18 protein-coding genes are annotated in these 18,084 nt (G+C 68.4%); 7 read left to right on the forward strand and 11 right to left on the reverse strand.

All coding sequences use genetic code 11. The features are described 5' to 3' along the window. Positions 1-41 precede the first annotated feature (41 nt). From ACQP1O_RS36205 to ACQP1O_RS36215, 3 genes are all read right to left on the reverse strand, one after another. A complete protein-coding gene (locus ACQP1O_RS36205; RefSeq protein WP_433562833.1) occupies positions 42-1,616 on the reverse strand; it encodes a molybdopterin-dependent oxidoreductase in 1,575 nt (524 codons plus the stop codon). A 102-nt stretch (positions 1,617-1,718) separates the two neighbouring features. Then, complete coding sequence (locus ACQP1O_RS36210; RefSeq protein ID WP_433562834.1) at positions 1,719-2,147, reverse strand: VOC family protein; 429 nt, start codon at positions 2,145-2,147, stop codon at positions 1,719-1,721. 124 nt (positions 2,148-2,271) lie between these two features. Next, on the reverse strand, positions 2,272-2,832 hold the full coding sequence (locus ACQP1O_RS36215; RefSeq protein ID WP_433562835.1) for a CGNR zinc finger domain-containing protein: 561 nt from the start codon (positions 2,830-2,832) through the stop codon (positions 2,272-2,274). 88 nt (positions 2,833-2,920) lie between these two features. On the opposite strand from ACQP1O_RS36215, the gene ACQP1O_RS36220 reads away from it, so the two are divergent. Next, on the forward strand, positions 2,921-3,820 hold the full coding sequence (locus ACQP1O_RS36220) for an alpha/beta fold hydrolase (protein WP_433562836.1): 900 nt from the start codon (positions 2,921-2,923) through the stop codon (positions 3,818-3,820). 74 nt (positions 3,821-3,894) lie between these two features. Here ACQP1O_RS36220 and ACQP1O_RS36225 read toward each other — a convergent pair whose 3' ends face one another. The 5 genes from ACQP1O_RS36225 to ACQP1O_RS36245 form a co-directional block, all read right to left on the reverse strand. Beyond that, positions 3,895-5,355 carry an MFS transporter gene (locus tag ACQP1O_RS36225; protein ID WP_433562837.1) on the reverse strand — a complete coding sequence of 487 codons (1,461 nt, stop codon included), beginning with the start codon at positions 5,353-5,355 and terminating at the stop codon, positions 3,895-3,897. Positions 5,356-5,657: 302 nt separating this feature from the next. Then, positions 5,658-7,454 carry an AMP-dependent synthetase/ligase gene (locus ACQP1O_RS36230; RefSeq protein WP_433562838.1) on the reverse strand — a complete coding sequence of 599 codons (1,797 nt, stop codon included), beginning with the start codon at positions 7,452-7,454 and terminating at the stop codon, positions 5,658-5,660. A 112-nt stretch (positions 7,455-7,566) separates the two neighbouring features. Further along, positions 7,567-8,481 carry an alpha/beta hydrolase gene (locus tag ACQP1O_RS36235; protein WP_433562839.1) on the reverse strand — a complete coding sequence of 305 codons (915 nt, stop codon included), beginning with the start codon at positions 8,479-8,481 and terminating at the stop codon, positions 7,567-7,569. Positions 8,482-8,508: 27 nt separating this feature from the next. After that, entirely contained in the window at positions 8,509-9,339 is an 831-nt protein-coding gene (locus ACQP1O_RS36240; RefSeq protein WP_433562840.1) for an SDR family NAD(P)-dependent oxidoreductase, read from the reverse strand. A gap of 34 nt (positions 9,340-9,373) precedes the next feature. After that, entirely contained in the window at positions 9,374-10,894 is a 1,521-nt protein-coding gene (locus ACQP1O_RS36245) for a flavin-containing monooxygenase (protein ID WP_433562841.1), read from the reverse strand. Between the two features lie 104 nt (positions 10,895-10,998). Here ACQP1O_RS36245 and ACQP1O_RS36250 point away from each other — a divergent pair, with 104 nt between their 5' ends. Then, a complete protein-coding gene (locus ACQP1O_RS36250) occupies positions 10,999-11,625 on the forward strand; it encodes a TetR/AcrR family transcriptional regulator (RefSeq protein ID WP_433562842.1) in 627 nt (208 codons plus the stop codon). 9 nt (positions 11,626-11,634) lie between these two features. On the opposite strand, the gene ACQP1O_RS36255 is transcribed toward ACQP1O_RS36250, so the two are convergent. The 3 genes from ACQP1O_RS36255 to ACQP1O_RS36265 all read right to left on the reverse strand — a co-directional run bounded on the left by ACQP1O_RS36255 (position 11,635) and on the right by ACQP1O_RS36265 (position 13,732). After that, positions 11,635-11,802, reverse strand: a complete 168-nt coding sequence (locus ACQP1O_RS36255; protein ID WP_433562843.1) for a hypothetical protein — start codon at positions 11,800-11,802, stop codon at positions 11,635-11,637. Positions 11,803-11,918: 116 nt separating this feature from the next. Continuing rightward, positions 11,919-12,581 (reverse strand): Crp/Fnr family transcriptional regulator, encoded by a 663-nt coding sequence (locus tag ACQP1O_RS36260; protein WP_433562844.1) that lies wholly within the window; start codon positions 12,579-12,581, stop codon positions 11,919-11,921. A 176-nt stretch (positions 12,582-12,757) separates the two neighbouring features. Then, positions 12,758-13,732: a glycine betaine ABC transporter substrate-binding protein gene (locus ACQP1O_RS36265; protein WP_433562845.1), complete on the reverse strand. Its 975-nt coding sequence runs from the start codon at positions 13,730-13,732 to the stop codon at positions 12,758-12,760. 357 nt (positions 13,733-14,089) lie between these two features. On the opposite strand from ACQP1O_RS36265, the gene ACQP1O_RS36270 reads away from it, so the two are divergent. From ACQP1O_RS36270 to ACQP1O_RS36290, 5 genes are all read left to right on the forward strand, one after another. After that, a complete protein-coding gene (locus tag ACQP1O_RS36270) occupies positions 14,090-14,986 on the forward strand; it encodes an ABC transporter substrate-binding protein (RefSeq protein WP_433567908.1) in 897 nt (298 codons plus the stop codon). 15 nt (positions 14,987-15,001) lie between these two features. Then, positions 15,002-16,147: an ABC transporter ATP-binding protein gene (locus tag ACQP1O_RS36275; RefSeq protein WP_433562846.1), complete on the forward strand. Its 1,146-nt coding sequence runs from the start codon at positions 15,002-15,004 to the stop codon at positions 16,145-16,147. Next, a complete protein-coding gene (locus ACQP1O_RS36280) occupies positions 16,144-16,785 on the forward strand; it encodes an ABC transporter permease (protein ID WP_433562847.1) in 642 nt (213 codons plus the stop codon). The genes ACQP1O_RS36275 and ACQP1O_RS36280 overlap by 4 nt, the downstream gene beginning before the upstream one ends. A 70-nt stretch (positions 16,786-16,855) precedes the next feature. Continuing rightward, entirely contained in the window at positions 16,856-17,566 is a 711-nt protein-coding gene (locus ACQP1O_RS36285; RefSeq protein ID WP_433562848.1) for an ABC transporter permease, read from the forward strand. Positions 17,567-17,616: 50 nt separating this feature from the next. Continuing rightward, entirely contained in the window at positions 17,617-18,039 is a 423-nt protein-coding gene (locus ACQP1O_RS36290; protein ID WP_433562849.1) for a CBS domain-containing protein, read from the forward strand. Positions 18,040-18,084 lie beyond the last annotated feature (45 nt).

Raw genomic sequence — 18,084 nt, forward strand, 5'->3', positions numbered from 1 at the left:
GTGCGATCCGGGCGGCAGTCTCGCCGGATTTCGCTGTGCCCTCAGCCGATTCGCACGGTGAGCGAGGGATATCCGGTCGCGCCGTCGGGGACGACGTCCTGTTCCCTGTCGGTCTGGGTCTCCCCGGTGCCGTCGGTCGCGCGCGCCCATACCGTGTGGACGCCGGTGCTGCCGGTGGCGTCCCAGTCGTAGGCCCACTGCACCCAGGTGTCGATGGACGGGGCCACCGCCAGCCGGGCGGGCCGCCAATCCCCCTGGTCGATACGGACTTCCACGCCGCGAATGCCGCGATGCTGCGCCCACGCCACGCCCGCGATGGTGACCTTGCCCGGGGCGATGGTGCCGCGGCCGCGGGGGGTGTCGATGCGGCATTCGGTCTTGATCGGCCCCTTGGCCGACCAGCCGCGCTTGGTCCAGAACGCCTCGGCGCGATCGAATCTGGTGATCTCCAGCTCGGTCACCCATTTGGTGGCCGACACGTAGCCGTACAGGCCGGGCACCACCAGCCGCGCGGGATAGCCGTGCGCGGTGGGCAGCGGTTCGCCGTTCATGCCGACGGCCAGCATGGCGTCGCGGCCGTCCATCAGCACGGCGAGCGGGCTGCCCGCGGTGAAGCCGTCGATGCTGTGCGAGAGCACCATGTCGGCGTCGGGATGCGGTTCGGCGGCGGTGATCAGCTCGTCGAGCCGATAGCCGAGCCAGCGGGCATTGCCGATCAGCTCGCCGCCGACCGGATTGGACACGCAGGCCAGCGTGACCAGCCGTTCGATGGGGGTCTTGGCGGCGAGATCGGCGTAGCTCAAACGGATCTCGCGATCGACCATGCCGTGGATGCGCAGCGACCAGTCGTCCTTGCTGACCTGCGGCACGGTGAGAGCGGTGTCGATGCGATAGAAGTCGGCATTCGAGGTGAGATACGGCGTCAGGCCCGGAATCCGCAGATCCGCGCCCGGCTCGATCGACGGCTCCGCGCCGGTGGGCGTCGGCAGCTGCACATCCGCGCGCTCGGCCGACACATCCCGCGACCGCAGCCCGATGATCCGTCCCGCGATACCGCCGACCGCCGCGGCCACGCCCGCGATCACGATCCCGCGCACCACCAGCCGCCGCTCCACTGCCAGCTCGGCGGGTGAAAGCCGCTGCGGCTCGGCCGTTTCCGCGTCCGCGGCGGTCGCGGCGAATTCGCCGAACCGGGTGATCCGGCCGATCAGGCTGCGCAACACCAGGATTCCGGCGACCACGCCGAGAATAGATGGGAAGGCCCAGGTCCAGGCCGCATTCGGGCGACCGAGCGCGGCGATGGTGGACAGCAGCCCGAAGATCGCGAACAGGATCGACCCGAGCGGCCGCTGCTCCCGCTCCACGATCCCGGCGACCGCGGCCAGCACCACCGCGACCACACCCATGCACACGAACAGCAGCAGTTTGTCATTGGTACCGACCAAGCCGATGATCCACTCCCGGAACCCGTCCGGCGTGTGGTCGATGATCCACGCTCCCACCGCCTGCAAGGGCGCGCTGTCGGGGCTGACCAGCACGGACACCAGCTCCGCCACACCCAGGGTGACGCCGCCGGCAACAATTCCGCCGGCCGTCCGTAATCCGCGATCCGCCACGAAACCGACCCTACTGCGCGGGTCGGCTCGTGGAACGGCTCGAAGGATTACGGAAGCGTGACACCCGCTTCGCGAAGGACCGGCCCGGCGAGCCGGAGTGACTCACATCTGCGCGTTGCCGGTGTAGTTGATCATCCACGGCACCGAGAACTTGTCGGTGACCATGGCGAACGCCTCGGCCCACTCCACCTCGCCCAGCGGCATGGACACGGATCCGCCGGGCGCGAGCTCGTTGAACAGGCGCTCGGCCTCGGCGGCCGACTCGACCTCGATCTGCACGGCGAAACCCGGCTTGGAGTTGTCGATCTCGCTGCCGGGCGGGCAGTCGGAGACCATGAGGATATTGGTCTCGCTCAGCGGCAGCTGGGCATTGGCGACCCGGTTCAGCACGTCCTCGGGCATCTCGGGCGGGGTCTCACCCATGTCGCGGAAGCGGACGATGGTCGCCTCGCCGCCGAAGACGGACTGGTAGAAGGTGATGGCCTCTTCGGCATTGCCATTGAAGAGCAGGTACGGGTTCAGCGCGGGCATGGGTTCCTCCTCGATGGTTTTCGGGCAGGTGCGGCGGCACCCGGAAGGTAGGACGCGGGGGCCACGCGAAAATCATCGGCCCGCGCCCGGGAGATTCGGGTGAACCGGCGAGGAATTCCGTGAATCAGTCGGTGGCCCGGTGGCGCTGGTAGTAGCGGGCGACCCGGACCCGGTTGCCGCACCGCTCGGGCGAGCACCACTGGCGGCGCGGATGCGCGGGCAGGAAGAGCATGACGCAGTCCTCCGCACCGCACTGCCGCAGGCGATCGATGGCCGGATCGGTGAGCAGGGTCGCGGCGGCATCGGCCAGGTGCGCGGCCAGCCGGGCGCCCGGATCGCCGAGGCGCGCCACGGTTTCGGTCACGGCATCGCCGTTCCAGTCCAGGCGGCGAATGGCGGGCGCGGCCGATTGCGCCGCGGCGAGGCCCCGCAGTGCGGCGGCCGGCGGGCGGCGGCCGTGCAGCATCGCGTCCAGCGCCGCGGCGGTGTGGCCGCGCACCGCGTGGACGGCGGCCAGGTCGGCGCCGGTGAGGCGCTGCGGCGGCGGCTCGGGTAGGCGGTCTGCCTCCAGGCGCAGCCAATCCGCCAGTTGCTCAGGGGTTTCCAGCAGGTCGGAACCGGTGGGCCGGGTATTCACCAGGTCCAGTGCGAGGGGTTCACCGATCAACGGTTCGAGATCAGCCACGCCACTAATGCTACCTCGAGCCGTTGACACATTAGCCGGGATCGGCGTAGAACTAATGCGACATCGCCGACAGAAAGCATGTGAAGCCGTGAGCGCACTCCACCAGGTCCTGCACCCGCTCTCCACCATCCGGCACGGCCGCCTCGAGGTCGATGGCGTCGAGGTCTTCTACCGGGAGTCGGCGCCTGTCCGCGCGGACGCCCCGGTCCTGTTGCTACTGCACGGTTTTCCCACCGCGTCCCACCAGTTCCGCCGCCTCATCGATGCCCTGGGCGACCGCTACCGCCTCATCGCCCCCGACTATCCCGGTTTCGGAAACACCGTCGTCCCCGCGGATTTCGACTACAGCTTCGACCGCCTGGCCGACATCACCGAGGGTTTCGTGCAGCGGCTGGGCCTGACCAGTTTCGCCATGTACATCTTCGACTTCGGGGCGCCCGTCGGCCTGCGCCTGGCCACCCGGCATCCGGAGTGGATCACCGGTCTCATCGTCCAGAACGGCAATGCCTACGAAGCCGGTTTGTCCGAGGCAGCACAGGGTTTCGTGGCCCTGTGCCCCGACCACGAGGGGGACGAGGAGGTCATCCGCGGCCTGCTCACCCTCGAGGGCACCCGTGGCCAATACGAAACCGGCGTCTCCGACCCGGCCCTGCTCGACCCCGATGCCTGGACCCTGGATCAGCACTATCTCGATCTCCCCGGTCGCAAGGAAGCCCAGGTGGCCCTGGCCTTCGACTACAAGTCGAACGTGGCCCGCTACCCCGAATGGCAGTCCTGGCTCCGCACCCACACTCCCCCCACCCTCATCACATGGGGCGCGAACGACCCCTTCTTCCCCGCCCCGGGCGCGCACGCCTACCTGGCAGACCTCCCCGATGCCGAACTCCACCTGTTCGATACGGGGCACTTCGCCCTGGAAACCCATGTCTCCGAAATCGCCGGGCTCATCGCCGATTTCCTCGACCGCCTACCCACACCCGCACGGTGAGGTGAGCGACCGCGCTCGCCACGACGAGAGGCCCCGCGCGGGCGGGGCCTGTCGAATGATGTTGGCGGCGTGGATCAGTGGGCCTCGCGCGGCGCGTGCGGGAGCAGGAAGGCCAGGCAGAAGGCCGTGACGCCGAGCCCGAGGCCGACGAGCGTGACATGCTCCATGCCGATCAGGGCATTGCCGCGCGGGGTACCGCCGAGGTGGGTGAAGCGGTTGAAGAACACGGTGCCCAGCACCGCGACGCCGAGCGCGCCGGCCAGCTGCTGCACCGATTCCAGCAGGCCAGAGGCCGAGCCGACCTCGTCGTCCTCGATCTCGCCGATGATGATGCTGAACATCGGGACGAACACCATGCCCATACCGAATCCGATGACCAGCAGCGGACCCGCCAGCTCCCAGGCGTTCAGGCCGGTGCCGACCACGTGGAGCACCGCGTACAGGCCGGCCAGTCCGGCGGTCATGATGCCGACGCCCAGGTGCAGCACCTTGCGGCCCAGCTTCGGGGCCTCCGCGCCGATGGCGGAGCCGAAGAAGGACCCGAGCGCCCAGGCCGCCATGGCGATGCTCGCGCCGATCGGGCTGTAGCCGAAGCCGAGCTGCAGCATCAGGCCCAGGCCGAGCGAGAAGCCGATGATGCCGATGAAGAACACGGTCTCGAAAAGCACTCCGGCACTGTAGGACCGGCGGCCGAACACGCTCAGCCGCACCAGCGGGGTGTGGCCGGCGGCGGTCCGGAACCGCTGCTGCGCAATGAAGATCCCGAGCACCGCCACACCGATCACCGGCATGATCAGGCTCCAGGCCGGCCAGCCGTGCTCACGACCCTGCATGAGCGGATAGATCAGCAGCCCGACACCCGAACCGGCCAGGACGACACCGAGCAGATCGAGGCCGCCGGTGCGGTCCCCGCCGCGCCGGGGCAGCGCCGCGATACCCCCGATCAGGGCGAAGAGCCCGAGCGGCACATTGATCCAGAAGATCGACCGCCAGCCGGTGCCGAGCAGGTCCACCTTGATGAGCAGCCCGGCGACGATCGGCCCGAGAATGCTCGCGACGCCGAGGGTGGTGCCGAACGCCGCCCACGCCCTGGGCTGATCAGCGGTGTCCGGGAACAGATCCCGGATCATGCCCAGGCACTGCGGCACCATCAGCGCCGCCGCCGCGGCCTGCGCGACCCGCCCACCGATCAGCGCCTCGGGCGACGCGGCCAGCGAGCAGGCCACCGAGGCGAGCACGAATCCGACTGTGCCGCCGAGGAATATCCGCCGGCGCCCGAACAGGTCGCCGAGTCGCCCACCGGTCAGCAGCCCGACCGCCAGCACCAGCGTGTAGGCCGCGGCGATCCACTGCATCGTGGCGTAGCTGCCGCCCAGATCGCGCCGGATCATCGGCAGCGCGACGTTCACGACATTGGTGTCGAGCATGTTCATCAGCGTCGCGCTGATGATCGCGGACAGCCCCAGCCATCGGCGGGCGGGCGCGGCGAGTGGAGTGGATACGGCGGTGACGGGCGGCGTGAGGGCGGTGGACATTGCGGGCTCCTTTCGATGGAGCAATAGTATCCACAACACTAGTTTCCAAGCAACTAGTCTCGAGGATATGCCGGAGCGCGCCCCCAGGACCGGCAGGAAGACGTCGGACCCGCGAGCCGGGATCACGAGGCGGTATGGCCGATCCCGTTGTCGCTCATGGCATCAATGCTTCCGGTAAACACCGGACCGCCACACCACGAGGATTCGTTATTCACCAATGCACCCGGGCCGTTGCCCGGGAATGCGAAGGGGCCCGCGGAAATCCGCGGGCCCCTTGCCTTTCCGGATGTCTCCGGAGCCGATCAGGAGTTGTAGATCGCGTCCACGTCGGCCGCGTACTGCTTCATGACGACGGCGCGCTTCAGCGACAGCTTCGGGGTGAGCTCGCCGCCCTCCTGGGTCCAGTCGACCGGGAGGATGCGGACCTTCTTGATCGCCTCGGCGTGCGACACCAGCTTGTTGGTGGCCGCGACCGCGTCATTGATCTCGCCGACCAGGGCCGGGTTCTCGATGACGTGCTCGATCGCGGTGTCGGCGGGAATCCCGTTGCGCGCCTTCCACGCCGGCAGGGCTTCCGGGTCGAGGGTGACGAGCGCGCCGATGAAGGGCTGGCCGTCGCCGACCACCATGACCTGGCTGATCAGCGCGTTCTGGCGCAGCGAATCCTCGAGCATGGCCGGGGAGACGTTCTTGCCGCCGGCGGTGACCAGGATTTCCTTCTTGCGGCCGGTGATCGAGACGAAGCCCTGCTCGTCGATGGCGCCGAGGTCACCGGTCTTGAACCAGCCGTCGGCGTCGAAGGCGTCGGCGCTGGCCTCGGGGTTGTTCCAGTAGCCGCCGAACACGACCGGGCCGCGGATGAGCAGCTCGCCGTCCTCGGCGACCTTGGCGCCGTGGCCGGGCAGCGGGCGGCCGACCGAACCGACCTTGATGAACTTGGGGGTGTTCACGCTGACGGCGGCGGTGGACTCGGTGAGGCCGTAGCCCTCGTAGATGGTGACGCCGGCGCCGCGGAAGTAGTGGCCCAGGCGCGCGCCCAGCGGGCCGCCGCCGGAGACGGCGGACTCGCACTGACCGCCCATGGCCTCGCGCAGCTTGGAATAGACCAGCTTGTCCAACACCATGTGCTGCAGCTTGAGCACGATGTTCGGGCCGCCGTTCTCCAGCGACTGGCTGTACTGAATGGCGATCTCGGTGGCGTAGTCGAAGATCTTGCCCTTGCCGCCGTCGTGCGCCTTCTGCTTCGCGCCGTTGAACACCTTCTCGAAGACGCGCGGCACCGAGAGGATGAAGTTCGGCTTGTACTGCCCGAACTGCTCGACCAGGGTGGACCAGTCGGCGGTGTGGGCCACGGTGACACCGGCGTCGAAGGCGGCCAGCGCGACCGCGCGGGCGAAGACGTGGGCCAGCGGCAGGAACAGCAGCGACTTGCGGCCGGGCAGCAGGAACTCGCTCATGGCGGAGCGGTCGGCGGCCGACTCGGCGTACAGGTTGGCGTGCGAGAGCATGACGCCCTTGGGCCGGCCGGTGGTGCCGGAGGTGTAGATGAGGGTCGCCGGGGAGGCGGCCTTCACCTGGGCGCGACGCTCGTGCACGACGGCGTCGTCGAGTTCGGCGCCACGGGCGACGAGGTCGGCGATCGCGCCCTTGTCGATCTGCAGGACTTCCCTCAGACTGTCCAGTCCGCCTTCGATTTCGGCAATGGTGGCGCGGTGCTTGTCGTTCTGGACAACGGTGAGCTTGGTGGCCGAGTCCTCGAGGATCCAGCGCGCCTGCTCGGCGGAGGACGAGTCGTAGATGGCGACGGTGCAGCCGCCGGCCGCCCAGATGGCGAAGTCGAGCACGACCCACTCGTAGCTGGTCTGGGCCATGATGGCGACGCGGTCACCGAGCTCGACGCCGGAGGCAACCAGCCCCTTGGCCACGTCGGTCACGGTCTTCGCGAACGTCGCCGCCGTGACGTCGTTCCAGCCGCCCTTGCCATCCGGAGTGTTGAAGACGACCAGGTTGGGGGTCTTCTCCGCATGCCGGAACGCGCCGTCCGACATGTTGGCGTTCTCCGGAATGGTGTAGGTAGCCGGGACTTCGAACTCTCGCATCGCTGCCCTTCCACAGTGGGTTTACTGGCGGGTAATCTACGCCACGCTAACGGGTAACTCCCGGCGGACCGCCCGAACCGGTTATCGGACGGCCCCGCGTTATGCCTTCTCCCTATCCTATTGACCGGCTCTGCGCTGGTCGAAGGGCGTGCCGGAGGAACTGTCCGAGCTCGACGGTCACGGCCAGGGCGGGGGCCGCGAGACTCGCCTGCAACTGGGCCACGTGCCACAGTCCGCGGGTCTCGGTGAACTCGGCCGGCACGCCGACCGCCCGCAGCTGCGCGACCAGCCGCGTGCACTGGGCGTGCAGCAGTTCGTCCACGTCGGCCTGGACATAGGTCGGCGGCAGCCCGGACAGGTCGGCGAGCATCGGCGCGTACCCGGTGTCGGTGCTGTCGCCCGCACCCAGATAGGCGGCGGCACAGGCCCGCGACCACGGCTTGTTGATGACCAGATCGCGGTTCCGGACCGGCACCTCGTTCGGGTCGGCCCAGGGCGCGATCAGGCCGAGTGCGGCCGGAACCAGCCGGTGCCGGTCGCGCAGCCGCAGCGCCAGCGCCAGCGAGAGCCCGCCGCCGGCCGAATCACCGGCCACCGCAATGCGTTCCGGCCGATATCCGGCGGCCACCAGGTCCAGGAAGGCCGCCTCGGCATCGTCGAGCGCCGCCGGGAACGGATGCTCGGGAGCCAGCCGGTAGTCCAGAACCTGGACGGCACAACCGGTTTCCCGCGCCAGATAGGCCGCCAGCGACCGGTGCGTGGCCGGCGAGCAGACGGTGTAACCGCCGCCGTGCAGGTACAGCACGGTGGCGTTGTCGGAGACCGGCCCGACCGTCACGCGTTCGGCCGGGCGGCCACCGAGTTCGACGTGCTCCACGTGGGTGCCCCGCGGCGCGCGCTGCGCCACCGAGCCCCAATCCATCAGCGCCCGTTGGACACTGAACGGCAGCCGACGGTTGAGCACGATCCGGAAGAGCGGATTCAACGCGGCGCGGACGATGGGCAACGGCAGTCTCACATCGGGCATGACCGAGCGTCCTCTATTCGTCTCTGGCTACGGCAGGAAGCGCTTCTGCACCACGGCGGAGATGCGCTGGTAGTACGAGGCGGTGGTGCGCACGAACAGGTCGAGGGCCTTGGCCTCCCAGCCGATGAGCACCCGGCCGTGGCCCTTGCGGACGGCCTCGGTAATGGTCTGCGCGGCCATCTCCGGGGTGTGCAGGGCCAGCTTGCTGTCGAAGAGGGCGGCCAGGTTCTTCTGGTTGAGGCCCTCGGAGACGGTGGCATTGCGGGCGACGGCGGTCTTGATGCCGCCGGGGTGCACGCAGGTCACCTTGACCGGGGTACCGCTCATGAGCATTTCCTGGCGCAGCGCCTCGGTGAAGCCGCGGACCGCGAATTTGGCCGAGTTGTAGGCACTCTGGCCGGGGACCGCGATCAGGCCGAAGAGGCTGGACACGTTCACCACGTGGCCGTCGCCGGATTCGATGAGGAACGGCAGGAACGCCTTGGTGCCGTTGACGACGCCCCAGAAGTCGACGTCCATGATGCGCTCGATGTCCTTGAAGGCGGTGTCGAGCACATCGCCGTGGTGGGCGATGCCGGCATTGTTGTAGATCTGGTTGACCTTGCCGAAGTGCTTCTTCACCTCATCGGCGTAGAGCAGCACGGCCTCGCGCTCGGCCACATTGAGCCGGTCGGATTTGACCTTGACGCCGTACTTCTCGCAGCGTCGCACGGTTTCGGCGAGGCCCTCGGCGTCGATGTCGGACAGCGCCAGGTGCGCGCCGCGCCGCGCCAGGTTCTCCGCCAGGGCGCGGCCGATGCCGGAACCCGCGCCGGTGATCACGCAGACCTTGTCCTCGAAGTAAGCATCGTTGCTCACGGTTACCGCTTTCGGTTGTCTCGGTTGGGTGGAACTAGACGGCCTGTGCGACAGGCTCGGTGGTCGTGTCGTAGGCCGAGACATCGAAGTGCTCGAGCAGACTGCGGAACCGGAAGGTGAAGTCCGGCCACAGTGTGGTGTTGTTGCCGTGCTTGTCGAGATACCAGGAGGCGCAGCCGCCGGTGCTCCACACCGCACCTTCCAGTTTGCGCTGCAGGCCGGCGTTGTATTCGTCCTGCACGTCCTTGCGGACCTCGACGGTACGCAGGCCCAGCTTGTCGAACTGCGCGATGGCGTCGGAGATGTAGTTGATCTGCGACTCCAGCATGAACACCATCGAGGTGTGCCCCAGGCCCACGTTCGGGCCCAGCATGAAGAACATGTTGGGGTAGTTGTTGATGGCCGAGCCCTTGTAGCCCTGCTGGCCGATGGCGTCGAAAACCTCGGAGAGCGTACGGCCGTCGCGGCCGGTGACGGTGTCGTAGACCGGAGAGTCGGTGACGTGGAAGCCGGTGGCCACGACGATGGCGTCGACCTCGCGCTCGGTGCCGTCCTTGGTGACGATGGAGCCCGGGCGGATCTCCTTGATCCCGTCGGTCACGACGTCGACATTGTCGCGGCTCAGCGCCGGGTAGTACTCGTTGGAGATCAGCATGCGCTTGCAGCCGATGCGGAAGTTCGGGGTGACCTTGCGGCGCAGCTCCGGATCGCGCACCTCGGCGAAGAGCTTGGCGCGGGCGATGGCCTCGAGGCCGAGCATGGCGGGCGGGAACTTGGCCAGCCCGACGACCTGGGTCTCGCGCGCGGCGTAGATCCCGGCGCGGTAGAGGCTGCGCAGCGCGGGAATGTGCTTGAGCGCGAACTTCTCCGGGGCCAGGTACTCGCGGTCCACGCGGGGCAGCAGCCAGGGCGCGGTGCGCTGGTAGACGTCCAGGTGCGCGACCTGGCCGGCGATGCTGGGGACGATCTGGATGGCGGAGGCGCCGGTGCCGATGACGGCGACGCGCTTGCCGGTCAGGTCGGAGTCGTGGTTCCAGCGGGCGGAGTGGAAGATCTCGCCCTGGAAGTCGTTGATGCCCTTGATGTCCGGCAGGTTGGGCTCGCAGAGCGCGCCGACGGCGGAGACCAGGATGTCGGCGGTGAAGGCGCCCTGGCTGGTCTGGATCTCCCAGCGGGCGTCCTCGGCGTTCCACCGGGCGGCGGTCATCTCGCAGTCGAAGATGTGCCGGTCACGCACGCCGTACTTGTCGGCGACGCCCTGGATGTAGCGCTGGATCTCCGGCTGCTTGGAGAACGAGCGCGACCATTCCGGGTTGAGCGCGAACGAGTAGGAGTACAGCTGGGAGGGCACGTCGCAGGCCGCACCCGGGTAGGTGTTGTCGCGCCAGGTGCCGCCGACGTCGCTGCCGCGCTCCAGCACGAGGTAGTCGGTGCGTCCCTGCTGGCTCAGCCGGATGGCCAGGCCCAGGCCCGAGAACCCGCTGCCGACGATGATCACGCGGGAGTGCCGGACCGGCCGGTTGCCGACAGCTTTGTCTGTAACCTTGCGACTCATGTATCCGAGCGTAGGGTCTTATTGAGCGGGAGTCAACAGTATTGACTCACGTTCAGTAAGACATCGCAAGATGTAACGTTGGACCGATGACCAAGGAGCGCGCCGTGAGCAGCAGACCGGACAGCCGGGCCAAACGCGTGCGCCTGAGCCCCGGCGAACGTCGCGAGCAATTGATCACGCTCGGCGCCCGCATGCTGCGTGAACGCGCCCTGGACGACATCTCCATCGGCGAGATCGCCGAGCAGGCCGGCATCTCGCGCGGCCTGCTGTTCCACTATTTCCCCACCAAGCAGGACTTCCATCTGGCGATCATCCAGCACGCCAATGCCGAACTGCTGGAACGCACCTCGCCCGACCCGACGCTGGCGCTGTTCGACATGCTCCGCGACTCGGTCGAGCGCTACATCGACTACGTCACCGAGAACCGCACGTCCTACCTGGCCCTGCTCCGCGGCCCGGCCAGCGCCAGCCCCGAACTGGTCGCCCTGGTCGACGCCACCCGCATGGCCCTGGTGGACCGCATCATCGCCGAGGCCCCCATCCCCGCCGAGGATCCCGACCGCCCCCGCCTGGGCCTGGCCGTTCGCGGCTGGATCGCCTTCGTCGAGGAAACCACCCTGACCTGGCTCCGCGAGGAACCCATCACCCGGGAGTCCCTGGTCGATATGCTCGTCGCCTCCCTCCCGGCCCTCGCCCTCAACGCGGATCTCGCTGCGGCCCTGCGGCAGTGACGCGGGAACCTAACGAACTCTGATCGCGAACGCGGTGGCCGGCTCGTCCCGGTCCGGCCACCGCCCCGTCACGGCGGCGACGATGAGCGCGGCCGCCAGTGAACTGTGGACGATGGTCAGCGCGAGATAGAGCTCGTCGACCGCTGTACATCCGGACGGTATTTCGGGTGCCGACATCGGTCACACCTCCCGAGGGTTTGCCCCAGATCCATGATGGGGAGACTCCTCGAGGGTGACACGGTGCGGTTGTAAGAACGCCTGAAAAATCAGGTCTCTCAGAAGGATTTCGGGACTCACTTGTCCAATTCCGCGAATCGACGCAGTTTTTCGAGGTTCCGAACGTGGACGTGCCGGTTGTTCAGGCGCACCAGGTCGGCCTCCCGCATCTCGCGCATGGCCAGTCCCACCGCGTCCACACCCGCGCCGACGAGATTGCCGAGCTCCTCGTAGGACAGTCGCACGGTGATCTCCCACCCCGCTTCCGCACGCCGCCCGCAGGATTCGACGAATTCGACCAGCAGGCGGGCGAGGCGGATGTGGACGAGGCAGCCGCCGAAGTCCAGGCGCCGCTGATCGGACCAGGCCAGCCGATCCGCCAGCGAGCGGCACAGCACCAGCGAACCGTCCGGATGGGATTCCAGAAACGCCATGAATACCGATCCCGGAATGCGGTGCGCGATGGTGGCGGTGCACACCGTCGCGGTATTGGACCGTGGCGAATCCGGTACCAGCGCACCCAGTTCGCCGATCACGTCGCCGCTGACCCGGATCGCGAACAGCTTGCCGTCGGCCGCGGTGATCTTCACGCACGCCGACAGTGTGCGATCCCGCGAGCGCAACAGGTACACCGTGGTGCCGGGATCGCCCTGACGCATGAGCACGGTGCCCGGTGGACAGTAGGTCTGCACGCCGAGCTGGAGCAGGTCCTGGCGGCTGCGCACGCACAGCCGTTCCATGAAAGTCCCCGTAGGCCAGGGCCAATCGCCCAGATGCCCGCCGCCTGGTGGGTTCACAGTCGTATCCGGTTCCGTACCGCCGTGGGAAGCTGCCCCGATCCATCCACGGTAGGCGAGCGAAACCGGTTGCGACGCAGGGGACGCCGAGGTGTTACGGATTCACGACCGGACGGGGGTCACAGGGCGTGCGCGTCGAGCCAGACCCGGGCGACGGCGGCGGGGACAGCGCCCTGGTCGCGGACCTGGTGGATCATGTCGGCCAGGTCGGTGGTGGTGAGTTCGCCGGCGACATAGTTGAGTTTGCGGAGTTGCTGGTCGGTCAGGGCGGATTTGCGGATGACCGGGAGGACCATGGCAGCGCGGAAGGCGTAGTCGGGGTCGGCGAGCGGGGCGAGGTCGGCGCCGCCGTCGGGGAGGAAGGCGGGCGGGCCGGGGAGGACGGCCAGCTGGATTTCCCCGTCGAAGAGGGCTTTTCGCAGGTCGGTGTCGGTGGTGAAGGTGACCGGGCGGGTGATCGCGCAGTGGTAGACGGTGCGCAGCGGGTCCAGGACGTCGCGTTGCGGGTCGAGCGGGGTGCGCAGGGCGTCCAGCGGCGCGCCGGTGCCGATGCCGATGGTGAGCTCGGCGCAGCGCGCGCCCAGGTCCTTCAGCGAGGACGGCAGGCCGTCGGGCCGCGCGGCGCTGGCGACCACGGTGGGGCGCAGGTCGGTGCCGTCGGCGGCATCGGAGTCGACCACACCCTCCGGAAGCGCCTTGGACAGAGCCGTATTCACCTCGTCCGGTTTGGTGACGGTCGCGGTGGAATCCAGGGCGGTCAGCAGATCTCCGCTGACATCGCCGAACAGCGCGATCCGGTCGGCGTCGACGGCCGCGAGCAGATCCGCGCGCCGGCCGATCCGATCCTCGACCCGGGTGCGCAGTCCGGTGCGGGCCAGCGCGCCCGCGTAGATCTCGGCGATCATCATCGATTCCGCCGAATTCCCCGCTCCCACGGTCAATACCGGTCCGGTGTCCGAGCTGCCGCAGGCCACCGCGGCCGCGGCGACCGCGACGACCAGCAGCGCCGACCCGAGGCGCGGCCGCCGCGCGAGGCGGAGCGAGCGGGCGCGACGGCCGCGGGCGCGCGGTGCGGAGGAGTCTGTGCCGGACACGCGCAACAGTCTGCCGCCCCACCCCTCCCCCATGCGAAACCGACCCACGAATGAGCGCACCGCGGAGTTCCGCGCAGCTCGAGCCGAGAGGTTCCCATGCCGGAAACGACCCGGCAGGATGGCTCGACCGTATCCGCCAAATGCAGGAAACCGACCACAGGTAGGCAACGTTCGCAGGAACAGCCGGGCAATATGGACAGTTGAGTCTGTTTCAGGGGTGGAATCCGCCCCGACCGCGCAGGCACCCCGCTCGGAAGGACGACAGTGCACTCGCTCATCACCACGCGCGCCGACGGCAGGCGCACCGCCCGGACCGTACTCCGAATTCTGGCCGCGTCGGTGGCGCTGGCCGCGGCCATGGCGCTGTCCGCCTGTGGCGGCACCAAGTCCAATCCGCTCGGCGGTGGCGGCGACTGCGGCAGCGACGCCAACAAGGTGACTGTCGGCTCGGCCAACTTCCCGGAATCCGAGACCGTGGCCGATGTCTACGCGGAAGCCTTGCGCACCAACGGTTTCGGTATCGACACCAAGCTCAATATCGGCAGCCGCGAAGCCTACGTCCCCGCGCTGAAGCAGTGCGCCATCACCCTCATCCCGGACTACACCGGCAATCTGCTGCAGTACCTGGACAAGTCGAGCACCGCCACCACCCCGGACGAGGTGAACGCGGCACTGACCAAGGCGCTCGGCGATCAGCTCGCGATCGGCACCCCCGCGCCCGGTGAGGACTCCGACGCCGTCGTGGTCACCAAGGCCACCGCCGACAAGTGGAACCTGACGAGCATCGCCGACCTGGCCGCGCACTCGGCCGAGGTGAAACTGGCCGCGCCCGCGGAGTTCTCCGAGCGCCCCGGCGGCCTGCCCGGCCTGAAGAAGAACTACGGCCTGGACATCGCGGCCGCGAACTTCGTGCCGATCGCCGACGGCGGCGGCCCCGCCACCGTCAAGGCGCTGACCGAGGGTCAGGTCACCGCGGCCGATATCTTCACCACCTCCCCCGCCATCGCCGCCAACAACCTGGTGGTGCTGACCGACCCGAAGCACAACTTCCCGCCGCAGAACGTGGTGCCGCTCTACAACACCGCCAAGAAGAGCGACAAGCTGACGAAGGTGCTCGACGCGGTTTCGGCGAAACTGACCACCGCCGAACTCATCTCGCTCAATACCGCCGTCTCCGGCAGCAGCAAGACCGAACCGGCCGCCGCCGCCAAGCAGTGGGTGGCCGCGCAGGGGCTCGACAAGCCGATTGCCTAGGGAGGGCCGAACACGGTGTCCGATATCGAATTCACCGGCGTCAGCAAGACGTATCCGGACGGCACCACCGCCGTCCACAACCTCGACCTGCGCATCGAATCCGGGTCGTTCACCGTGTTCGTCGGGCCGTCCGGCTGCGGCAAGACCACCTCCATGCGCATGATCAACCGCATGATCGGGCCCACCACGGGCACCATCACCGTTGGCGGGCAGGACATCTCGCGCAGCAATCCGGTAGAGCTGCGGCTCGGCATCGGCTACGTGATCCAGAACGCGGGCCTGCTGCCACATCGCACCGTCGTCGACAATGTGGCCACCGTGCCGGTGCTGCGGGGGCAGTCCCGCCGCGCGGCCCGCCGGGCGGCGCTCGAGGTGATGGACCGGGTCGGCCTGGATCGCGGCCTGGCGCAACGCTATCCGGCGCAGCTGTCGGGTGGACAGCAGCAGCGCGTGGGCGTGGCCCGGGCGCTGGCCGCGGACCCGCCGATCCTGCTGATGGACGAACCGTTCAGCGCCGTCGACCCGGTGGTGCGCACCGAACTCCAGAACGAGGTGCTGCGGCTGCAGGCCGAGCTGCACAAGACCATCGTCTTCGTCACCCACGACATCGACGAGGCCATCAAGCTCGGCGACCACATCGCCGTCTTCGGCCCCGGCGGCCACCTCCAGCAGCACGATGTGCCGCGGACCGTACTCGCTCAGCCCGCCACCGATTTCGTGGCCGGGTTCGTGGGCCGCGACCGGGGCTACCGGGAACTGTCGTTCCGGGCGGCCGATGCCGTGCCGCTGCACGAACTCTCGACGGTCACGCCGGAGCAGGTGTCCGGCGTCCGGCTGGAGCAGGGCGAATGGCGGCTGGTCATCGACCGGGCCAAGCGGCCCATGGGCTGGATCGACACCACCGGCGTGGAGGGCGTGCGCGCCGGGCACGCGCTGACCGACAGCATGGCCGCGGGCGGCTCGCTCTTCCCGCAGGACGGCGATCTGCGCCAGGCTCTCGACTCCGTCATCTCCTCGCCCTCGGAAATCGGTGTGGCGGTGGATGATTCCGGAGCGGCGGTGGGCGCGATCTACGCGCGCGACGTGCTGGAGCAGTTGCACCGGCAGCGCACCGCCGAGGACGCCGAACGCAATCGGGTCTTCTTCGAGGAGCCCCGGTGAGGTACCTCATCGCCAATTTCGACGAGATCGCCGGATACGCCCGTACCCATCTCTATCTGGCCCTGCTGCCGCTGCTGCTGGGCCTGGTGATCGCGATACCGGCGGGCGCGCTGGCGCATCGGGCGCGCTGGCTGCGGCGGGTCACCACCACGGCGGCCAGTGTCGCGTACACGATTCCGTCGCTGGCGCTGTTCGTCATTCTTCCGCCGCTGCTGAGCCTCGGCGTCATCGATCCGCTGAATGTGGTTATCGCGCTGACCATCTACTCGGTGGCGCTGCTCATCACGGCGGTCCCCACCGCCCTGGATTCGGTGCCCGCCGACACCCTCGACGCGGCCGACGCCATCGGCTACCCGCGCTGGCGGCGGGTGCTCACCGTCGACTTCCCGCTCGCCCTACCGGTTTTCATGGCCAACCTGCGGGTCGTGGCCGTCACCAATATCTCGATGGTGACCGTCGGCGCGCTGATCGGCGTCGGCGGGCTCGGCAAGCTGTTCACCCAGGGCTATCAGCGCGACTACCCGGACGAGATCGTCGCGGGCATCATCGTGGTGCTGGTACTGGCCTTGATCGTGGACCGCCTGCTGTACCTGCTGGGCAGGGTGGCGACGCCGTGGCTGAAAGGGCGTGCGGCATGAGCGGTCAGGGCGCGGAGGAGGCAGCTCGCGTAACCACGCAGCGGCCCCGCCCATGCCGAATGGAGCCAGCATGAACCTTTTCCTGGATGCCTGGCGCTTCCTCACCGACGGAGCGAACTGGTCCGGCCCGGCCGGCATCGGGCGCCGCATTCTCGAACACCTCTGGTACAGCCTGCTGGCCGTGGGCCTGTCGGCCGTCATCGCGGTGCCGATCGGCCTGCTGATCGGGCACACCCGTCGCGGGTCGGCCGTCATCGTCGGCTTCGCAAACTCCATGCGCGCGCTACCGACCCTGGGCGTGCTGACCTTCGTGGTGCTGCTCATGGGCCTGGGCCTGACCCCGCCGCTGCTGGCGCTGCTCACCGTCGGCATTCCGCCACTGCTGGCGGGCGCGTACGCGGGCATCGCGAATGTGGACCCGATCGTGGTCGACGCCTCGCGGGCCGTGGGCATGAGCGAACCCCGGGTGCTGCTGCGCGTCGAGCTGCCCAATGCCATGCCGGTGCTGCTCAGCGGCCTGCGCGCGGCCACCCTGCAGGTGGTGGCGACCGCGACCATCGCCGCGTACGTGAACCTGGGCGGGCTGGGCCGCTATATCTTCGACGGCATCAGCCTCTACCGCTACGACAAGGTGCTCGTGGGCGCGATCCTGGTGGCCGCGCTGGCACTGATTCTGGACGGTCTGCTGGCGTTCGTGGTGTGGCTGAGCGTGCCGGGAACCGGCCGGTTGCGCAGGCCCACGGGTCGCTTCCGAAACGCGCGCATTGACCTTCCGGTGTGATCGGGGTCACGATGTCTCCTGGCACACCCATCCCGAGACAGGAGGTTGCAGTGAAGGCTCGCGACATCATGCACCGGAGTGCGGAATGCATCCCCGCTGATGAAACCCTGGATCGCGCCGCTCAGCTGATGCGCAACATGGACGTCGGCGCACTCCCCATCTGCGAGGGCGACACGCTGATCGGCATGCTCACCGACCGTGACATCGTCGTGCACTGCGTCGCCATGGGACACGACCCCAGCCGGGTCCGGGCCGGCGATCTGGCCCAGGGCCGCGTGTGGTCGGTCGATGTCGACACGGATATGAGTACCGTCCTGGACGTCATGGAAAAGAACCAGATCAAGCGCATGCCGGTTCTCGACATGCGCAAGAACAACCAATTGGTCGGCATGATCTGTGAATCCGACCTCGCCAAGAACATCGACGACAAGAAGCTGGCGGAATTCATCACCGCCGTCGCGGTCCCGCACTAAAACCCGGGAGGCGTCCCGGTTCGCAGCGGATTCACAGGCACAGAC

The organism is Nocardia sp. CA-151230 (assembly GCF_050942175.1).
Lineage (GTDB): Bacteria > Actinomycetota > Actinomycetes > Mycobacteriales > Mycobacteriaceae > Nocardia.

What these genes read in the sequence shown, in the direction of transcription:
- ACQP1O_RS36270 (WP_433567908.1), top strand. Translation starts at nt 14,090, where the DNA reads ATGGCGCTGTCCGCCTGTGGCGGCACCAAGTCCAATCCGCTCGGCGGT.
- ACQP1O_RS36235 (WP_433562839.1), bottom strand. Translation starts at nt 8,481, where the DNA reads ATGCCCGATGTGAGACTGCCGTTGCCCATCGTCCGCGCCGCGTTGAAT.
- ACQP1O_RS36210 (WP_433562834.1), bottom strand. Translation starts at nt 2,147, where the DNA reads ATGCCCGCGCTGAACCCGTACCTGCTCTTCAATGGCAATGCCGAAGAG.
- ACQP1O_RS36260 (WP_433562844.1), bottom strand. Translation starts at nt 12,581, where the DNA reads ATGGAACGGCTGTGCGTGCGCAGCCGCCAGGACCTGCTCCAGCTCGGC.
- ACQP1O_RS36245 (WP_433562841.1), bottom strand. Translation starts at nt 10,894, where the DNA reads ATGAGTCGCAAGGTTACAGACAAAGCTGTCGGCAACCGGCCGGTCCGG.
- ACQP1O_RS36230 (WP_433562838.1), bottom strand. Translation starts at nt 7,454, where the DNA reads ATGCGAGAGTTCGAAGTCCCGGCTACCTACACCATTCCGGAGAACGCC.
- ACQP1O_RS36255 (WP_433562843.1), bottom strand. Translation starts at nt 11,802, where the DNA reads ATGTCGGCACCCGAAATACCGTCCGGATGTACAGCGGTCGACGAGCTC.
- ACQP1O_RS36285 (WP_433562848.1), top strand. Translation starts at nt 16,856, where the DNA reads ATGAACCTTTTCCTGGATGCCTGGCGCTTCCTCACCGACGGAGCGAAC.
- ACQP1O_RS36225 (WP_433562837.1), bottom strand. Translation starts at nt 5,355, where the DNA reads ATGTCCACCGCCCTCACGCCGCCCGTCACCGCCGTATCCACTCCACTC.